Below are 17,738 nucleotides of genomic sequence, written 5' to 3' on the forward strand. Positions count from 1 at the left end.
GAGGCCGCGGTCATCCACGACATCGATCGGCCCGCGACGGTGCCGACCGGAATGTTCTGGAGGCGTGGGACCGCGGTATGAGATTTTGACCGGCTTGGCTCGAATCTCCCGGCGTGTCGCGAAACGAGAAAACCCCTTCCGATCCAGGTCGGAAGGGGTTTTCGATGTCGGGCTGACAGGATTTGAACCTGCGACCACTTGACACGGGTTCCAGTTTTCCGAAGCAGTCTCAAATCGTCCCAAAAAGATTGTCATTTAGCGGTTTTCGCCTCCACCATCGATCCCATCACTTCCCAAGAAGGCCGACTGAATCCCATCAAAAATGTGAGAATTTGGTGAGACGATCCGGCAGCTCCTCCGATACGTCACCACACCTCCGTAGGACGGGCAGTCAGCGCAGGCGGTCCAACCGGCTTGCGTTCGTCCGCTCACGACAGGGCTCTCCCACGGCGTGTCGAACAGCCGCCACGCCGACAACTGTCCTTCATAGCAAATAGTTGGCTACCGGATCCGGCAGCAGGCGGCACACCAGGCGACCGGGGCTCGAGTCAATGGGATCCCACCGCACCGGCGCCACCGCGAGCGAGCGGGTCAGCAGTCCCGGGAGGAATGCCCCAGTGCGGCGACCATCGCGCAGATCCAGTCTCGCTGGACCTTCCAGGACGTCCCTTCGAAGACGAAAGGGACTTCCCCCGGGGCCGGAAGCGGGTCGCCGTCGATGGTGGTCTGCACCCGGCCCCACACCCGTGAGGAGCTCTTGAGTCGGACCGCGACCACGGTGTGGGCGAAGACCGGCACCTTCGGGTGCCGGTCGATCAGCTCGTAGTCGGTGCCGTCGCCTTCGATCGCACCGCACCGCTCCTCGACCGACGCGCTCATCGCGCGCGCCAGCACAGCGTCGAGCTCGATGACAGACGGAACCGCAGGAGCCGATACCGACGGCGAAGTGTCCGGGCCGGGCTCCGCGCAGCCCGCGACGGTCAGGCCCACCGCGACCACGACGCCCGCCAGCGCCACGCCGGGCCGGTGTCCGATCATCGGCCATCCTCTCGATGGATCGTCCCGTCGGGATCGATGTCCCAGAACGTTCCTCGGAAGTGGCGCTCGTCGGCCGGGCTCCGCGAGCCGGGCTCATTGGTGGGTTGCGCCCCCGCCGGCCATGCCCGGGTAGCCCGGAAGCGGTAGCCGTCCTGGTCCGCCAGTTCCCATTCGAACTCCACCGCTTCGCTGGCCTCGAAGTGGAGCCGCCTGGTACGCACCGCGGAGAACGAGGCCCAGCAGCCTCCCGGCGTCGCCGGTGAGTCGATGGCTCCCCAGCCGTCGTCGACGTGCCAGACCCGGACCTGCCCGCGCGAAGTCATAGGTTCTCCCGCTCTCCGTCGGTGGACCCGAGCCGGGCCCGGAGATCCGATCCGGTTTCCGCCCCTCGAAAATCGGCCCGCCCCGCATTCGGGTCGAATCCGGGCTCAGGCTGCTGCCGCAGCGTGTTCACGATCCGGCGCCACCGGCTCCGATCAGCGGCCAGCGCCTTCACCGCACCCCGGCGGAACACTTCCGCCGTCTCGGTGTCGCGGCCGCCGTCCTGGGCGCGCAGCAGCTCCGCTGCGGTCTCGGTCTGCTCCAGTTCGGCCTCCACCGCAGCCAGCACCGCCTCGGCCGCGACCGCGAGTTCCTCTGTGATGGGCAGGGCGCGAGCAAAGACCTCGCCCGCCGTCTGCAACTCATCGCCGTGACCGAACATCTGCTCATTCTGCTCCGCACAGTGCGGCCGCGGCCTTCACCGACACGATAAGCTCAGGTGCATCGTCGTGCGCAGCGCGATGTGGAGCATTGAGTATGGATCAGAGAGGTTGGGGCGCGAGTTCGGAGGCCGATGGTGCCGGTCGGTTGTGCGCCCGCTGAGGACGGTGCCGCCACGGTGTGGAGGACGATGAGCCCTCGCGACCGCGGGCGACGACGCACAAACTGACTGTCCGATCTCATACCGCGCTGCCGACGACCGTGAACTCGTCGCACGAGGCCACCACATTGGACCGCGCGCTGGTCAGAAGCCGCTCTAGCAAGTAGAGCCGCAGGAGCTCGTTAGACGGGGGGGAATTATTCGAACGTCGGACACGCCAATAGCTCTGCTCGCTCACGTGCGGCTGAATCACGACCACCTCGGTTCGATCGGTCGCATCGCGCGAAGCGAGAACTTCCAAGAACTCACTACGGTCTGGCGCGCGCTGGCCTTCGATCCACGCGGCAGGCCGCGCGATACGAGGCACCTGCAATCTTTTCGCAAGTAATTCCGCATCGGCATAAACCGAGTTTTTGACCGCTTGACTGACAACTACTTCATAGGGGACGACAGCAATACGACGTAACGGACTGACATTGTCGGTCGCCTTCACATGAATGAATGTGAGAACGCCATCATCAGCGATATGCAAGAAGTCGGCGACTTCGCCCGATCCGTCGTCACAGATCAGCCATCCGTCGCCGTAGTGATGCAGCACCCAGGCGAACAGTGACGTGTCGCCGTCCAGTCCGATACTGTCGTGAATAGCTTGATCACCCCTGACTTCCGGCTTCTCCCGGTCGATTCGATAGCCGCCGAAGTCCTCGAAACTCCAATTCGAGAAGCGTGCAGTCGTGATGGGAGCGGTATAAAATGTGTTGTTGACGAATGCATGGCCCGACCGGTAGTAGATGGTAACCGAATCCCCACTGCTCAGTGCGTCACGTACAGGTGTTACCCGCGAGACATCGCTGGGCGTGCCACGAATGCCGATGTCGAGGCGGAAGCGACCATCGATTTCCACCGGTGTGACCCCGAGCGTGCCCCCGATCGCGCCACCGATACCCACTTCGAGCTGGAAAGCCGGCGAGCTCGGGTCACCCACCACGTCATGGATCGCATGCTGGATCAACTCAGCCTCGGCCGTGCGCGCGATGTCGGCCTGCGCGAGACTCGCTATTCCCTCGGGCGTGAAGACCGTGACCGCGTACGCGTCTCGCACCGCAGAGGCATCCAGGGTTTCGCGGGCAAGGATCGGCAGGGAGGTCACAACCGTCGACCCCTCTGTCATCACCTTCCTGATCAGAGTCAACAATTCGGAGACTGCCCGGACATACTGATGAAAGGATGCGGTGCGCTCGGACGACCAGACCGCAGAATTCGCCGGTGTGGTTCCCACCTTGCCCTTGAATGCAGTCCGCTCAGGACTGTCCTCGAGGTCCGCTCGCGCTGCACGAAGAGCAAATGATGAGTCGTGTGCCGGATCGAGTGCATCCCGCAGGTCCAGCCCGACGATGTTCTTGGAGTCGGGCTTCGATGAACGGCGCCGATGAGTGCCCTGCAGCCACAGCCCTTTCACCTCCCCACTCAGCAGGGCCGCCTCAAGAACAGCAGCCGGTAGGCGCCTCCACTGCGGCCGAGGCGCCTTGCTCAGCCAGCGCTGCAGACGCTGGGTAGTGGCATCGTCGGCGTAAATTGCGACCAATCGTTCTTGCCGAAGCATCAGGACAAGCAGATGTTCGATGTCGCGGAGTCCCAACTCCTCGCTAGCCCAACTCGGCGACGTTTCAACCCTTCGTACAAATCCCGTCAATTCACTGAAATCATTTTCTGTCAGAATATCTCGGGGCACGTCCGCGTCCGAGACATCTGATCCCCACCTGATCGTGGCGACAGTCTCAACGGAGCGCCCCGCCCGCCGTCGTGGCATGGTCGAGACGAAATTTTCCAGGATGGCGAACTGCGTTACAACGTCATCTCCAGTGCATTCGAGTACAACCACCGACAGGTACGGGTGCAACGCTTTGAGCGACAGCGGCTTCGCTACACCCCAATCCGAGTCCGACACCCACCCCTCCAGCAAACAGCCACCGTGAACAGAGCCGGCTTCAGCCACGACCCCCTCGAACGACCTGCGTATCGATCATGACAGTTGATCGGTAGCTACCGGTAGCCGAACCGCAGATTCCTGCCGCCAGAGTTATCAACGAGGCCGGTTGGTTTCATAGAGACACACTTCGAACTTCCAACTGGATCGTTCCGCCAACGGCGATTTTCGTTGTCGCGCGTCACATTCGGTCGCGGTAGCACACTGGGTTGCAGACGACGAGTCGCAGAATGTGACCGCCCCGCAGGCCGAGTTGACCGGAGCGGGTGCGGCGGGTCGCAGGCACGGCTACACCTGCAGGACCTGCCCGCCAGTGCCGCAGGAACAGCCACCGACGGGCGAGCCACTCGCGCCGATCTCGTCACCGGACCCTTCCTCGGGTGCGCACCTGGTGAGATAGAAGCGTGTCGTGTTCATGGACGGCTTTGTCGGGGGCACCGCTCATGATGGAGGGAACTACTCAACACGAACGGCACCTGAACCATGTCTCCGACTCCTTCGAAGAACCCGATCCCAAGCGACGGTGAACGGAACGCACTGGTCGGCTATAGCGCGCAGTTCGCCCTGAGGCTACCCCGCTTTGTTGGCGGGCAGGGAACCAGGTTCCGGTCGAGACCGGGTGATGGTAGACGGCTTCGAGTCGCGCAGGTCTTTCACCCATCTGGCGACGTTTTCAGGGCGCTGTGGCCGCGGTGCTAAGTCAGGTGTCGTGCCGACGAAAAACAAGGATTCTGGACGGGTCAATTTGCACGACGACATCTTCGAGCGCAGTTTCAAGGAAAGATTCGCTCCGGACGCGCAGAGCGACATCTCCGAACTCGACGGTGACGACGGTGTGCTCCCCATAAAACATCTGGTTCACAACAGAGGTCTTCCACATGTTCGCCCGATCGCGGGCGTACCCGTCCGAGATAGTGATGGCGGCGGGCCGGATGAAGATGGAAGCACGGTCGCCCGGCTGCAAGCCCGAGTCTTCGGGCAGCGTGATCTGTGGTGCTCCGTGGACCTCAAGCGCAAGACCTCTGCCGCAGCTGTCCTGGGTAGCGACGACCGTGCCGGACAGCTGGTTTGGCGACCCGATGAAGCCCGCGACGAATCTGGACGCGGGTTGATTCCACAGCTCTTTGGGCTTTCCGGTCTGTTCGACCAGGCCGTTGTTCATGAGGACGATCCGGGTCGATATCGCCAATGCCTCGTCTTGGTCGTGAGTCACCCAGATCGCGGTCATTCCGGTCTTGCGTTGCAGGTCCAGGATCTCAACCCGCATGTCGTCTCGGAGCCGGCTGTCGAGGTTGCTCAGCGGTTCGTCGAACAGGACGATCTTCGGGTTCGGCGCGAGCGCCCGCGCGAGGGCAACGCGCTGCTGCTGCCCACCGCTCAATTGTGAGATTCGCTTGTTTCGGTGGTCCCACAACCGCACGCTGCGAAGCGCGACCTCGGCATCGGTGGAGATCTCGGCACGGGATCGGCGTGTTCCGCGTAGGCCGAATGCCACGTTCTCGAAGACGTCCATGTGTGGCCAGAGGGCGTAGTCCTGGAAGACCATGCCGATGCCGCGCCGTTCCGGCGGGACATTCACCTCTCGGCGCCTCGCTTCGCGGCCTGCGGCGAAAAGTGTGGTGCCGTCCAGCTCGATACGGCCGTGGTCGGGCGTCTCGAGACCGGCGATGCATCGCAGGGTGGTCGTTTTGCCGCAGCCGCTCGGGCCCAGGAGGCTGATCAGTTCACCGCGCTCGATTTCCAGGTCGAGCCGGCGCAACCCGGCGCCGTCCGTATCTCCGCTTCGGAAGGTCTTCCCGAGGTCCTGAATGGTCAGCAATGGCACAGGTCTCTCCTCATTCGCTCGGCGGTGCTCATGGCTTCGCGTACCGGCCACGGGCGAGTGCGCTGACGCCGGCTACGAGAGCGAAGATGAGGCTGACGTAGACCACGCACAGCGCGAATAGCTGGGCGAACTGCCCCTGGTAACTGAGACTCCAGATCGCGACCGGGATCACGGGGTCGCCGGGCGGGTAGAGGACGAGCGAGGCCGATATCTCTTTCATCGCCTGGTAGAGCACGATGGTGGCACCGGCCAGGATCCCCGGAAGAACGAGGGGCCCCACGATACGGAGCATGACCCGCCGCTGCGCCGCCCCCGACATCCGCCCGGCGTCCTCGAGGACCGGGTCGAGTTGCTGGAACGCGGTCACAGCGGCCCGCATCGAGTATGGCAGGAGCAGGGCAATGTACGCAGCCAGCAGTATCCACCGGGTCCCGTAGAAGAGGCCACTCGTGCTCACCCAGGTCCACACCAGCGCGACCGCGAACACCATGTGCGGCACCGCGAGCGGCGCGATCGAGAGGTAGTTCACGAGCGCTCCCCATCGTCCCCCACGCCGCACCACGACGTAGGCCAGGACTGCCGAGAGAAGCGCGCAGCCGCCCGCTGCAAGGAAGGACAGCAGGACGCTGTTGGTGATCGCTCGCAGCGCACCGGGATAACGGGCCATCAGCGCGTAGTTGTCCAGAGTCCAGCCGGAGCTGAAGGTGGTCGAGAGGTAGGGCTGCAGCGAGCCGATCACGAGCACGGCGACCGGCAGGACGACGGTGATCAGCGCATAGCCCAGGCACAGGGCGAACCCGAGAGCGCTCAGCGCGCGTGAGGTTGTGGCGGATTCTGTACTGTGCCGGGCTCCGATGGTAGCAAGGTCGCGGTGGGTGAGGCCCCGCACGATCACGCTCAGGGCGACGACGCTGCACATCGCGAGCACCAGGCCGAGCACCGCGGCGCGGCCGGTGTCGAAGACGCCCTTGGTCGTGAGCTCGACGATCCGCAAGGCGACTACGTCGATGTGGACGCGCACGCCGAGCACTCCGACGACGGCGAAGTCCGCGAGAGCGTTGATGAAGACGATCAGGGCGGCGGACAGGATGGCCGGTCGGATCGCGGGTAGCAGGATCCGTCGGGCGATTTGCAGCCGGCCCGATCCCAGCGTCCGTGCCGCCTCTTCGGCGGATCTGCTGACCGACTGGAGCGCCGGGCGCAGATTGAGGTAGACCACAGGCACGCTGTAGATCGAGAGCACGCCGGTCACTCCGCCCCACGAGAAGATGTTGATCGGTGGAAGACCCAGCGCCGTCAGGACTGCGTTGAGGTAGCCGGACCGGGGCGCGAGCAAGAACGACCAAGCGATGGCTCCGACGAAGGCAGGAATGTAGGCCGGGGTGATCGTGACCGCGTCGAAGAACCTCGCATAGGGAACGTTCCAGCGGGTCAGCGCGATCGCCAGAGCCGCCCCCAGTATCAGCGAGATCACTGTGACGGCACCAGCGAGGAACAGACTATTCAGCACCAGATCGAAAAATTCGCCCGACCACAAGACGTCGTAATTCCGCAGGGTCCAGGATCCGGCCTGCCCGGGCGGCGCCGACTGGAAGGAGCCGTAGACCAGGAAGGCCATGGGCAGCACTATCAGCGGCACGAGCAGCGCGGTCGAGGCCCATACCCAGACGCGGCCGACCCGGGTGCGCCATCGTGACCGACGCGGCCGCGCTACCAATCCTTCGGGCCTACTCGTTGAACGCTTCTTTCAGGAAGGGTGCCATCGCGGGCTGTGCGTCGACCAGGCTCTGAGGGGCGGGCAGCGGGAAGAACTTCCCCTCGGAGATGGTCGGCCGCCCGGCCGGTGTCGACGGAATCCCGGGGAATGTGCTCAGCTTGCCGGTGGACGCGGACAGCAGCGTCGCGGCGTCCTTCGACACCAGGAATTTTAGGAACTCCTCCGCGGCCCGGGGGTGGGTTGCCTTCGTGGTGAGCGCGTTGTATTTCTGCGAGAACGTCGTCCCGCCGGAAGGGTAGGCGAAGGTCAGAGGTGCTCCCTTCTGGATCTGGGTCCAGACCGCGTTGTCGTTGGTGATCCCGCCAAGCTGGTTGCCAACGATCACGTCGCTGACGCCCTGGCCGCTGCTGCCGGAGATCACCGGATCATTCTTGCCGAGAGCGGTCAGGAAGTCCCTGCCGAGCGAGGGCTCCTGAGCGATCTGGTAATAGCCCTCGATCGAGCTGTCGTTGGTGGAGATCGGGATCGAGAACTTGCCCTTCCAATAGGGGTCGAGGAAGGACCGGAAGTCCGTCGGTGCGTGCCTCGCGTCGACCAGGTCGGTGTTGTAGAACACCCCCCACGACGAGGCCTGATTCGAGAACCAGTTGCCGCTCGCGCTCACGAAGACCGGGTCCTGGTCGGGCAAGGCCGCGGACACGCTCGCCGGTAGCTTGGCGAGATAGCCAGCGCTTTCGAGTTGGAGCACACTCGGCGCCCCGGCGAAGGAGATCACGTCGGCGGTGGCGACATCGCTGGCCGATTCCGACATCAGCCGCTGGGCGACGAACTCCGTGGCCAGCAGCACCACCTTGATGCCGGTCTGCGCGGTGAACTCGCGCACGACAGGGTCCACTTCCTGAGCATCGTCATCGGTGTACCAGGTCAAGGTGCCCTCTGTGTCGCTGCGCGTGCCGTCTCCGCCGGGAGAGCCTTGCGAGCACGCTGTCAGGCTCGCCGCCGACAGGACCGCGACGAGGATCAGGCCGATTCTTCTCAGTCGTGCGGACATGCTGTTCCTTCGCTGCGGTACTCAGGGGATGGGTTCGAAGACAGTGAGATCAGGATTTCGCAGTCAGGTCGCGCGGGTCGGCTTCCCGACCGGAGGTAGCCCGAGGTTGTCGCGAAGTGTCGTCCCGGTGTACTCGGTGCGGAACAATCCTCGCCGCTGCAGCTCGGGAACGAGCTCGTCTCGGATCAGCAGGAGCGTGAACGGGCTGATGGACGCGCCCAGCACGAACCCGTCGCAGGCGCCGGTGGTGTACCACTCCTCCATGACATCGGCGATCTGCACCGCAGTTCCGATCAGCGCCGTATTGCCCATCGTGGGCACAACGCGCTCGTACATCTGCCGGACCGTGAGCCGCTCGGCCTTCGCGATCGCATCGAGCTGTCCCCGGATGGAGTTCCCTCCGACCACCGGCGCGCTGAGATCCGGCATCGGAGCATCGGGCGAATACCCGGTCAGGTCTTCCGAGACCGCCTTAGCGAGGAAGTCGATGCCGAGGTCAGGACTAATCAGCGAATTCAACTCACGGTAGAGCCCTCTGGCCTCGCCCTCGGTGCGGCCGATGTACACCGCCACAGAGACAATGATCTTCAAGTGGTCGGGATCGCCCCCGAGATCGGCTCGCCGCCCCTTGAGGTCGGTGTAAAACTCCCGGGCAGCGTCCACGCTTGCCGCCGCCTCGAAGATGCAGTCGGCGTGCCGTGCGGCCAAGCGCCTGCCCCCCTCGGACTGGCCCGCGTGGAACAGCACGGGCCGGCCCTGCGGGGAGCGGGACACATTCAGCGGGCCTTTGACCGAGACGTGCCGTCCACGGAAGTCGGGGGTTCGTACCTTCGTCGCGTCGAGGAACCGCCCGGTGTCCTTCCGTTCGATGAAGGCGTCTTCGTCCCAGCTGTCCCACAGTGCTTTGCAGGCCGAGACGAATTCCTCAGCGCGCGCATACCGCTCGCCGCGCTCGGGGTGCGCTTCGATGCCGAAGTTCTGCGAGTCACCCGCGTTGGACCCGGTCACGACATTCCAGGAGGCCCGGCCGTTCGACAGGTGATCCAGCGAGGCGAATCGGCGTGCGACACCCCAGGCCGACTCGTAGGTCGTCGATGCCGTTCCGACCAGCCCGATGTGGCTGGTGTGCTGAGAGATCGCGGCCATCAGAGTGACCGGATCGAAGACGGTGGGCCTTGCGGACGGGGTGTTGGCCTCGAACAGGCCGACCCTGTCCATGTTCCGCACACCGTTGCCGTCGGCAACGAACAGGGCGTCGAGTTTGGCCTGCTCGGCGATCTTGGCTACCTCGATCAGGACGTCCAGACGCATAGCGGTACGCTCCCAGGCCAGCTCGTGACGCCACCCTGCGGCGTGGTAGCTGTTGCCCATAAGCCACGTGACAAGATGCATCATCGCCGCCTACCCCGCCCCTCGCCCTGAACTCGAAAAGCTCTGCATCGCAACGGTCGACCGCCACACGGCAGTTGCTCCACGTATTCTGACCGAAGAGCATCGTCGGCACAACACGTAGCGTCTCGCACCCCCACAGGTGTGGCACGTCGTCCTGTCCGACCAGCCGATACCGGAACAGTTGCCGACGATCGAGAGGGAGAACAGGTGACCCGTTCTGCTGCCGATACCCCACAGGTGCCCAATACCGTGCTCGACGTACTCCGGCGCGGCGAACTCGCCACCGCGCTGTCGGTGCGGCTCGCGCGTACGCCCGAGATCGTAATGCTGGCCCGCGCGGCTGGATTCGACGCCATCTTCGTCGATCTGGAGCACAGCACCATCAGCGACGACGCCACCGCGCAGATAAATCTGACCGCGCTGACAGCGGGGATCACGCCGCTCGTCCACGTCCGCTCCGCGTACTCCGAGAACATCGGCGCGACCCTGGACGGGGGCGCTCTCGGGATCATCGTCCCGCACGTGGACAGCGCGCAGGACGCGACAGCCGCAGTGTGCGCTGCTCGCTACGCCCCCCGCGGCGAACGAGGCATCTCCTCCGCCCTCCCGTTCTTCGACTATCGAACAGTTCCGACCGCCACAGCCACCGCAGCGGTCGATGCAGCGACACTCGTCATCGCCATGATCGAATCTCAGACTGCACTCGACAACATCGACGAGATCGCAGCCGTCGACGGAATCGACATCCTGCTCGTCGGCGCAAACGACCTCACAAACGACATCGGAATCGCCGGCGAGTACGCAAGCGAGAAAGCCTGGGCCGCCTATCAACGCGTGATCGGCGCAGCCGAGACCGCGGGCAAATTCGCGGGAATCGGCGGCGTACCCGTAGACGGCGGAGTACTGCGCGACATCATCCAGGCGGGTATGAGGTTCGTCTCGGCCGGCCCCGAGATCCGCCACCTCGGTCGAGCCATCACGGCATGGAACGACGAAGTGCGAGGATGAAGCGCTACCCTCAGCGGCCAATGAGCTTCGGCAAGGAGTGGAGGGAACTTCGGCCCCTTAAGGTGAAGGACCTCAAAATGAAGAGCTTCTGACCACCAAGGGAAGACAGCGTGGGGCTGGTGCACGAACAGGTGGCGGGGTCAGGCAGCCGGTCCGGCTGCCCGATCATGATCGCTTCGTGCTCGGTCGGAGTCATCCGGCCGAGTCGATTCTGGCGTCAGCGCCGTTGGTAGGTGCGTTCGATCAAAACAACGATCGCGATGAATCAGTTGATGAGGCAAATACCTCCTCGACCCTGACTACGTTAACCACCTACTCAGCGCTCGTCAGGCGCGCTCAGTCCCGCTCGGGTATGACGACAGGCGTAGCCGGTCAACTGGGCAACACTGCGGGCGCGCGACGCCTACGCCGATCGAGTTCATTGGAGAACGGACTATGCTGCTTAAGCATGAAATCCGTCAGCTTCTCCCGCGCACGGGAAGAGTGGATAGTTCGAGGCCAGACGCGTCGAGGAGGAGTCGACAGTCAACTGATCCTCATCGAAGACGAGCTAACTACGATTCGGGCGGCCGATCTTCGAAACGCGCTAGCGTCGGCCTCATTGCACTACGAAATCGCCGAGGCGGAAGCTCTAGTTTCTCCAGTGTCTCTCGCCTACCTCGATCACGACTACGGTCCATTCGGCAATATCAGCTTCGAATCCGAGGGTGGAGACCTCTTTCTTGCTTTCAGTCAGCAAGTCAGCTGGCCTGAAGATGGTAATGAAGAACTAGCGATCTCCCAGACACGGGAGCTACTACATCCCCTGATAGCAGCGAAACGCGCATCGCTGCACTCGATTGAAGTTGACGACAGATACTCCGACCCACTCTCCCTCTTCTTGCGCATTCGTATCCAAGCAGCGTGGCGTGGGCGGTCGGCCAGAGAACTCTATTCAGTCGCAGATGATGCAACTCAGTTGTGTGACGCTTTCACTACATCGACGATCGATCGATCGACCGTTGCCAATTTAATACGAGGCAATGCAGCCAATTTGCTGGTGGGACAGCCTGAGGGAAACTGGCTTGATGCAAAATCACATGAGTATGATCTGTCGACCCTCGAAGGGAAGATCTCGCTAGCACAGTCCGTCTCCCGATTCTGCAACAGCGAGGAGGGCGGCTTGATCATCATCGGCGCCCATGCGAAGCGGGTACCAGGCGGCGAGGTTATCACGAAGATCCGTGGCGTCCCCGCCGATCCCGGTCGCAACGCCAGATACCTACAGGTACTCAACGAACTTGTGTACCCGCCGCCTTTCGGACTACGAATCGACCTAGTTCCGGTCTCGGAACTATCTTCATTGATTCTCATCGACATACCCCCTCAGGGGGAAGAGATGAAACCTTTTCTAGTGCACGGGGCAATCAGAAAAGATGGACGCACCGAAGGTGCTTACATCAGCATTGTGCAACGAAGGGGCGAAGGCAGCGTCCCTATCACTGCACCAATGATCCACGCGAGCCTGGCGGCCGGACGCGCGTTATTGCGAGGCGCGGGTAGCACCAGGCCGGCTCAAGTCGAGCCTACCGCGCAGTAAATATTGCCGACCAGATTTGATTCTCGGCACGTTATGCCACAGCACTGTTCGACTCGTTGAAGTAATCCGGCGATGCTGGACTTCGAGGAATCCCAGTTAGTGCACTAGCAGTAACTTCACCACCCCGGTCTACCTCGAATACTCGGCAAGTGACCGATTACCAGCTGCGACCAAAGAGTCTACAAAGCTCTGCCATTCGGGAATACGATCGTTAACCTCCGCCGCTCCTCTCACACCGATAAGCCATTCATTCAAGATAAGCGATGCGGAGACCTTTACCACTCCGTTCACAACACACAGTTCGCGAACCCATTCCAAACCCAGATGAACTTGACGGCGAGCAGAAAGGGTATGCAAAACAGATATGAAGTCGTCGACGCACTTGCGTCGACCGCTAGCCACTTGAACCCATTTCGGGATCACATCAATCAAGTCTTCCGCAACCACCCAGTCAAACGGTGGACTCCCAATCTCGTTGTACAGGCCATCCATCCATGCCCTGGGTCGGGGCATCAGTGCAGCTATCGCCCAATCGCCCCAAGTTGAGTCGGAGTAGGGGTCAGGCGTTCCAGCTGAGAGCGTTAAGCAATGGTCCATGATTGCCGGCCAGGTCGCCCGAACACGGCTTCCCAATTCTGGAGATTCGGCCCCGACTGCCGAATACATTTGAAGAAAGCTTGCCAATAAGTGAGCGTTACCACGAAGATCGGTGATGTGATCGAATACGGCTCCTACATCTAATGCTGCCTGAGCGAGAGCGCGCGCCGCTACGAGTGATTGGTATTGATTATGATCGACCGAGTAACCTTCGTCGTCCTGGGCAGTCATTGCTCGCCGCTGCGTCTGTAGCAGAACGAGAAGTTTAGCGGTAGCGTATTCTGCCACGCAATTATCTCCCGCAGCAGCTGCACCGAAACCTCTGATTGCTGCATCGAGTGCCGCAGAGTCGATCGAATCGTCGGCAAGCTGCTGGAGCCGATCGAACAAATCGGCATCAATTCGGGTGATCGTTCGACTCTGCCCCTCGGAATCCCATGGCCCTATTTCGGAGGATCGCGCAGTATCCATCAGCCAATTGAGCGCGACATGATGAAGACATGGACTCCCGTGGCACGGGCTCACCCAGAGGCGATCACACCCCCGCGCGAGATACAGGCGCGTTTCTTCGGAGGATTTCCTCGTCAGCGCTGAAGCTGCATTCTGTACATCGGATATTGCAAGTCCAGAAGAAGATAGATGCCTGGATAGGTCAGGAAGGAGCAGCAAAGGTAACGCTGCCGCTGCGCCGCGATCGGCGCCGAGTGCATAATAGTATCCCTCGTCCCGGCAGTCTTCTCCGTCCGCGAAAGCCGAGGCGATTGATACGATAAGTTTGACGGCGAAATTCATTCCAGGCACAGTAATGGGAGCACTCGAGTTCGCTGCAGCCTCGATAGCCGCGGCCGCAACGTGGGCGGCGGAATCGCGAGGATCAGAAGACGCCATCGGCGGGGGCGACCCGAGTAGATCTTCGGCCAGGATTAGATCTGCAGCGATTTCGTCAACTGTCGGTTCTGAATAATCTGCACCTGAAAGTCGATGAATAGCAGAGTAACGGTTTTGGAGGCGCAATAAACTGTTGGTTCGGTCCAGTCCCGGTTGCCACTGCGCCTGCCATCGAGCTACATGCTCCGGAGGTTCGACCTCAACGACAACTTGGCCCCCGGATCGATAAAAGCGATACCTATCGTAATCCAGGTTTGCCGCCCAAGCCTCAACCTCGGCGCCCATCCCTAGGCTCTCCCCACGCTGAGCGAGAAGACGTCCGACTACACGCAGTCGGACGCGCTGGTCTTCACCGGCACCGAGGACCATTCGCATACATATGTCACGTAGATACATTCGGCGACGTTCAGAATTCGCGAGTTCGCCACTGTCAGGCGACATAGCTCCAAAGTGCTCGTGAGCGATGCGACCAGATTCGAAGGTCCAAATTATTGGTTCCGCGAGAAAAGGCTCAATCTGGTTCTGAGATACTTCGATGTGCCGGATCATAACTCCGAGCAGCAATGCTGGCACGGCGAGGTTCTCGCAGTCCATCAGGAGAGTTCGAACAATCACCGATATGGGAGCTCCCGCTTCGAGGAGAAGATCAAGAATACGTTCCATCGCTTGCAGCGCGCTCATGCACGGATAGGGTCCGCCCGCAGTGCCGCGGTACCAGTTCCATACTCCACTATCGCCGACATATGTGCGCTGCTCGCCCGAAATGAGCATTGTGTAGGTGTATTGATCCAGATCTGATGCTTCCACCCACCGCGAATTTTTGATTTCTGACACCCGATAACGCACTGCATGATTTACAATATTGTTGAGCAGGGAGGCAGATCGAGCCAGATTTCCCCGTTGGAATATTTGCCAGAATCCGCCGTACCAGTAGGCAGCGAACGGAGGGCCAATCGGGGACCACCGACCCCAGTGTTCTCGAATGCCATCTTCGCGCAGACCTCCGCTGTCGGTTTCTAGATCGATATAGTATCGCTCCATGAGAACCTGCAACAGGTCGATGCTGTGCTGCGAAATCCCCCGTGCATTCAAAGGCGAGTCGACCGCCGGCGCAAGAAACCCAGGCGCCCGCTCCGCTATCTCGCGGAGGATTTCCTCCACACGCATATCAATGTCCGCGCCAAGCGCGGCATACAGCTCAATCAGCCTCTCGTTCGTGAGTCTGTAGTCGAGATCTCCGCGCTGTCGACGCTGTGGGCGGCGGAGTCTCTGGAACCGACGGCTCACGGGGGGAAGTTCGTCGATACTGTTGTGTTCTGTTGCGAGTGGTTCATAGTGTTGCTGCCAGTAGGAGGTCAATTGGGCGCGCAAGTAATGACGTGTAGCATCACCTTCTGGCGTTTCAGCCACGATCAGCGCGTGCAGCCAAGCGGCGATGAAGGTGAAAATGCTCTCGACGTGTAGCCAGGCGTTCTCCTGCTGCAGCAGAACCCGCACTACCGGTTCGGCGCGGTCGATGTCCAAGAGGTTTCCGAGAGTCTGGTGCTGCTCGGCAACTCGAATGATGTCGTCGAACCCGAGTACTGCGTTGTCCGAGACATTCAGGGGGAGAACCTTGAGATGCTCGTACGCGTGCGGTGACTCCAACGCCGCTTCGACTGGCACATCGGCCCACCTAGGTCCGTGCCGAGCACCGAGATGGGCGAAGTCTCGAGCGACTTGCCTGAACGAAGCATCGGGTTCTACCCCGGGCTGCTGCAACCAGCCTTGGCAAGCCAGCTGCGCGGCTGGCATTGCCCACCTCGGCACGTCGGCGTCCTCGAGAGTGCGGGCGATCGCTCTGGAGCGCACGAGCACGAGAGCGACGGCATAGCGACGCACTTCGTCGTGCGCAAAACGCGGTTCGGGGTCGTAAAAGTCCGACGGGGCGATCAGATGATCTCTTCGAAGGGTGTCGATTACAGATGAATGGACTGAGGAACGCGGGCGCCCTGATAGCCCTAGCTCTCGCTCGGCAAGTGCTAGAAGCGCTTCCTCGCGTCCTTCGGGCGATCCGAACTCGCTGTTCTCATGCTGTCGGACGAGCCCACGCCAAACGATTTGCAGGCAAGTCCAGCCAGTCAGTAGGCCATCGATTTGAGGCCGGGCACGCGACAGAAGGTCCAGAACCACCAGGCGCCGCAGCAGCGACCGCTTCGGCAAGTTGCGCAGGAGACCACCAAGCGGTGCAACCTCGCGAGCCACCCACTCCAACTCTGAATCGCTGAGCGGAGGAACGTCGAAGGTATGGACCGTCCTGTAGTGGTTGCCTATCTGCCCGTAGACATGCTCGACTGCTACGCTTGCCGAAACCGCGACCAGTCCTGCGCCGGTTGCATGTCCCTCGTTGATCAGATCTTCGAGATAGAGCTTGCCTCGTTGGAGCGAGATGTCTGCCGCATCTACCACAATAAGCCTGATCGCCGCAGGAGAGTTCTTGAGCGAGGTGTTGATGGCTTCTCGGACCGCTGCCCGCATCTCTGCAGTTGAGTCGGTTAGGTGGCGAAGATTGATTACGATGGCATCGAAGTTATCGGGATCTTCCTTTATCTTCTCGCGGACCGTCGACAGTACTAGTGAACTTTTGCCAACACCGGATTCGCCTGCGACGATCAGCGCACAACCGTCAGTCCCAGCCTGCGCCAGTGCTCTCTTTAGATCCGCTGCGATATCGGTTCGATCAACCCGAGTGCCTAGTCCGTTACCGGTCGCTCTTCCAATCGTCGACCGCACCGATCGATGCGCAAAATTTTCTGCATCGTCGAGCGTGGCGAGAAGACGGTTGAAAGATCGAGTGCCCTCTCCGAGTATATTTACAATATGATGACGAACTACGCGCTCGTCGATCTCAACACCCAATAGATCCCATTTCGCGCACAGCCGGAATAGTTTATCTCGCAGGTAGGCGCCAGAGTAAGGTGAACGGACCAATCTCTCTAAATCATTGCTGACGTCAGACCAGTCCCTCTCATTTGCGACCTCCACCCTGAACTGGATTATCCATAATCGTCTCAAGAGTCGCCAGGTAAGTTGACGTACCTCCGCCTCGGACGGCGCCGAAGCTCGACCGTCTCTAATCAGGTCGGACAGATGCTTGTACCGAGTACGGAGAGCCTGATTCCGTCGCCCGGGCGTGTGGATCTGCCGGTAAAAAGATTCTTCTTCCATGAGATTTTCTCGCGAAAGAACCGCAAGTTCTTGCAACCTATCGTATGCGCTAGTCCAGCCAGCAACTGCGACTGCGATACGCGTTCGATCTTGACCTTCGGTCTGCTCCGCTTCGGCGACCAGGGATGCGACCAGAGCTCGAGTCTTGGAATGGCTCCTCACGAAGTTGGGAGCGCGCCGGGCAGCTATCATGACCCGGATCTCGTCATCGCCGGATTGGCCGACGACGAGTAGATCATCAACCGCGTGTTCCGCGACCTGAAAATGTACTTGCCGCACCGGTAGGTCATCTGTTTCGAGACAGCCCTGCCCCAGAATCATTCGGGCTACATAGAGTGTGGCGACGTAATGAGCGAACGTCGATCCTCCACCACCGCCGGAGTAGGGGTTCAGTTGTTTCGTAGCCCCGGCGAGTTCCTCGGCCTCGGTTGACTCAATTTCACCCACCGGCGGCTGCTCCAGTGGATCGACCTTCACGCAGTCTCATCCCTCGTGTCGCTTCCATACGCTGATGTCCGAGTGACTTTCGCAATGAGTAAGCAACGGTAGCAGAGGCTCCGTTGAAGCTTCGATTGGAACGGCTCCCG

Annotated in this window: 11 protein-coding genes; 2 read left to right on the top strand and 9 right to left on the bottom strand. The window is 61.4% G+C overall.

Annotated elements, in window-relative coordinates:
* Positions 1-591: 591 nt before the first annotated feature.
* The 8 genes from ACFUUZ_RS17495 to ACFUUZ_RS17530 form a co-directional block, all read right to left on the bottom strand.
* Entirely contained in the window at positions 592-1,038 is a 447-nt protein-coding gene (locus tag ACFUUZ_RS17495) for a hypothetical protein (RefSeq protein WP_378697301.1), read from the bottom strand.
* Positions 1,035-1,361: a hypothetical protein gene (locus tag ACFUUZ_RS17500; protein WP_378697303.1), complete on the bottom strand. Its 327-nt coding sequence runs from the start codon at positions 1,359-1,361 to the stop codon at positions 1,035-1,037. The genes ACFUUZ_RS17495 and ACFUUZ_RS17500 overlap by 4 nt, the downstream gene beginning before the upstream one ends.
* Complete coding sequence (locus ACFUUZ_RS17505) at positions 1,358-1,741, bottom strand: hypothetical protein (protein ID WP_378697305.1); 384 nt, start codon at positions 1,739-1,741, stop codon at positions 1,358-1,360. Before ACFUUZ_RS17505 ends, ACFUUZ_RS17500 begins: the two co-directional genes overlap by 4 nt.
* Before the next feature lie 238 nt (positions 1,742-1,979).
* Positions 1,980-3,896 carry a hypothetical protein gene (locus ACFUUZ_RS17510; RefSeq protein WP_378697307.1) on the bottom strand — a complete coding sequence of 639 codons (1,917 nt, stop codon included), beginning with the start codon at positions 3,894-3,896 and terminating at the stop codon, positions 1,980-1,982.
* A 691-nt stretch (positions 3,897-4,587) separates the two neighbouring features.
* Entirely contained in the window at positions 4,588-5,712 is a 1,125-nt protein-coding gene (locus tag ACFUUZ_RS17515; protein ID WP_378697309.1) for an ABC transporter ATP-binding protein, read from the bottom strand.
* Positions 5,713-5,740: 28 nt separating this feature from the next.
* Positions 5,741-7,330: an ABC transporter permease gene (locus ACFUUZ_RS17520; protein ID WP_378697311.1), complete on the bottom strand. Its 1,590-nt coding sequence runs from the start codon at positions 7,328-7,330 to the stop codon at positions 5,741-5,743.
* Positions 7,331-7,439: 109 nt separating this feature from the next.
* Complete coding sequence (locus ACFUUZ_RS17525) at positions 7,440-8,480, bottom strand: ABC transporter substrate-binding protein (RefSeq protein ID WP_378697313.1); 1,041 nt, start codon at positions 8,478-8,480, stop codon at positions 7,440-7,442.
* Positions 8,481-8,543: 63 nt separating this feature from the next.
* Positions 8,544-9,875, bottom strand: a complete 1,332-nt coding sequence (locus tag ACFUUZ_RS17530) for an LLM class flavin-dependent oxidoreductase (RefSeq protein WP_378697315.1) — start codon at positions 9,873-9,875, stop codon at positions 8,544-8,546.
* A 204-nt stretch (positions 9,876-10,079) separates the two neighbouring features.
* On the opposite strand from ACFUUZ_RS17530, the gene ACFUUZ_RS17535 reads away from it, so the two are divergent.
* Positions 10,080-10,880 carry an HpcH/HpaI aldolase/citrate lyase family protein gene (locus ACFUUZ_RS17535; protein ID WP_378697317.1) on the top strand — a complete coding sequence of 267 codons (801 nt, stop codon included), beginning with the start codon at positions 10,080-10,082 and terminating at the stop codon, positions 10,878-10,880.
* Between the two features lie 448 nt (positions 10,881-11,328).
* Positions 11,329-12,459 (top strand): hypothetical protein, encoded by a 1,131-nt coding sequence (locus ACFUUZ_RS17540; RefSeq protein WP_378697319.1) that lies wholly within the window; start codon positions 11,329-11,331, stop codon positions 12,457-12,459.
* A 129-nt stretch (positions 12,460-12,588) separates the two neighbouring features.
* On the opposite strand, the gene ACFUUZ_RS17545 is transcribed toward ACFUUZ_RS17540, so the two are convergent.
* Positions 12,589-17,628, bottom strand: coding sequence for a hypothetical protein (locus ACFUUZ_RS17545; protein WP_378697321.1), 5,040 nt, complete (start codon positions 17,626-17,628; stop codon positions 12,589-12,591).
* Between the last annotated feature and the right edge of the window lie 110 nt (positions 17,629-17,738).

The organism is Nocardia sp. NPDC057353 (assembly GCF_042667085.1).
Taxonomy (GTDB): domain Bacteria; phylum Actinomycetota; class Actinomycetes; order Mycobacteriales; family Mycobacteriaceae; genus Nocardia.

Excerpts from the sequence above, each read along its gene's own strand:
- ACFUUZ_RS17540 (WP_378697319.1), top strand. The coding sequence starts at position 11,329 with ATGAAATCCGTCAGCTTCTCCCGCGCACGGGAAGAGTGGATAGTTCGA.
- ACFUUZ_RS17495 (WP_378697301.1), bottom strand. The coding sequence starts at position 1,038 with ATGATCGGACACCGGCCCGGCGTGGCGCTGGCGGGCGTCGTGGTCGCG.
- ACFUUZ_RS17520 (WP_378697311.1), bottom strand. The coding sequence starts at position 7,330 with ATGGCCTTCCTGGTCTACGGCTCCTTCCAGTCGGCGCCGCCCGGGCAG.
- ACFUUZ_RS17525 (WP_378697313.1), bottom strand. The coding sequence starts at position 8,480 with ATGTCCGCACGACTGAGAAGAATCGGCCTGATCCTCGTCGCGGTCCTG.
- ACFUUZ_RS17505 (WP_378697305.1), bottom strand. The coding sequence starts at position 1,741 with ATGTTCGGTCACGGCGATGAGTTGCAGACGGCGGGCGAGGTCTTTGCT.
- ACFUUZ_RS17530 (WP_378697315.1), bottom strand. The coding sequence starts at position 9,875 with ATGATGCATCTTGTCACGTGGCTTATGGGCAACAGCTACCACGCCGCA.
- ACFUUZ_RS17500 (WP_378697303.1), bottom strand. The coding sequence starts at position 1,361 with ATGACTTCGCGCGGGCAGGTCCGGGTCTGGCACGTCGACGACGGCTGG.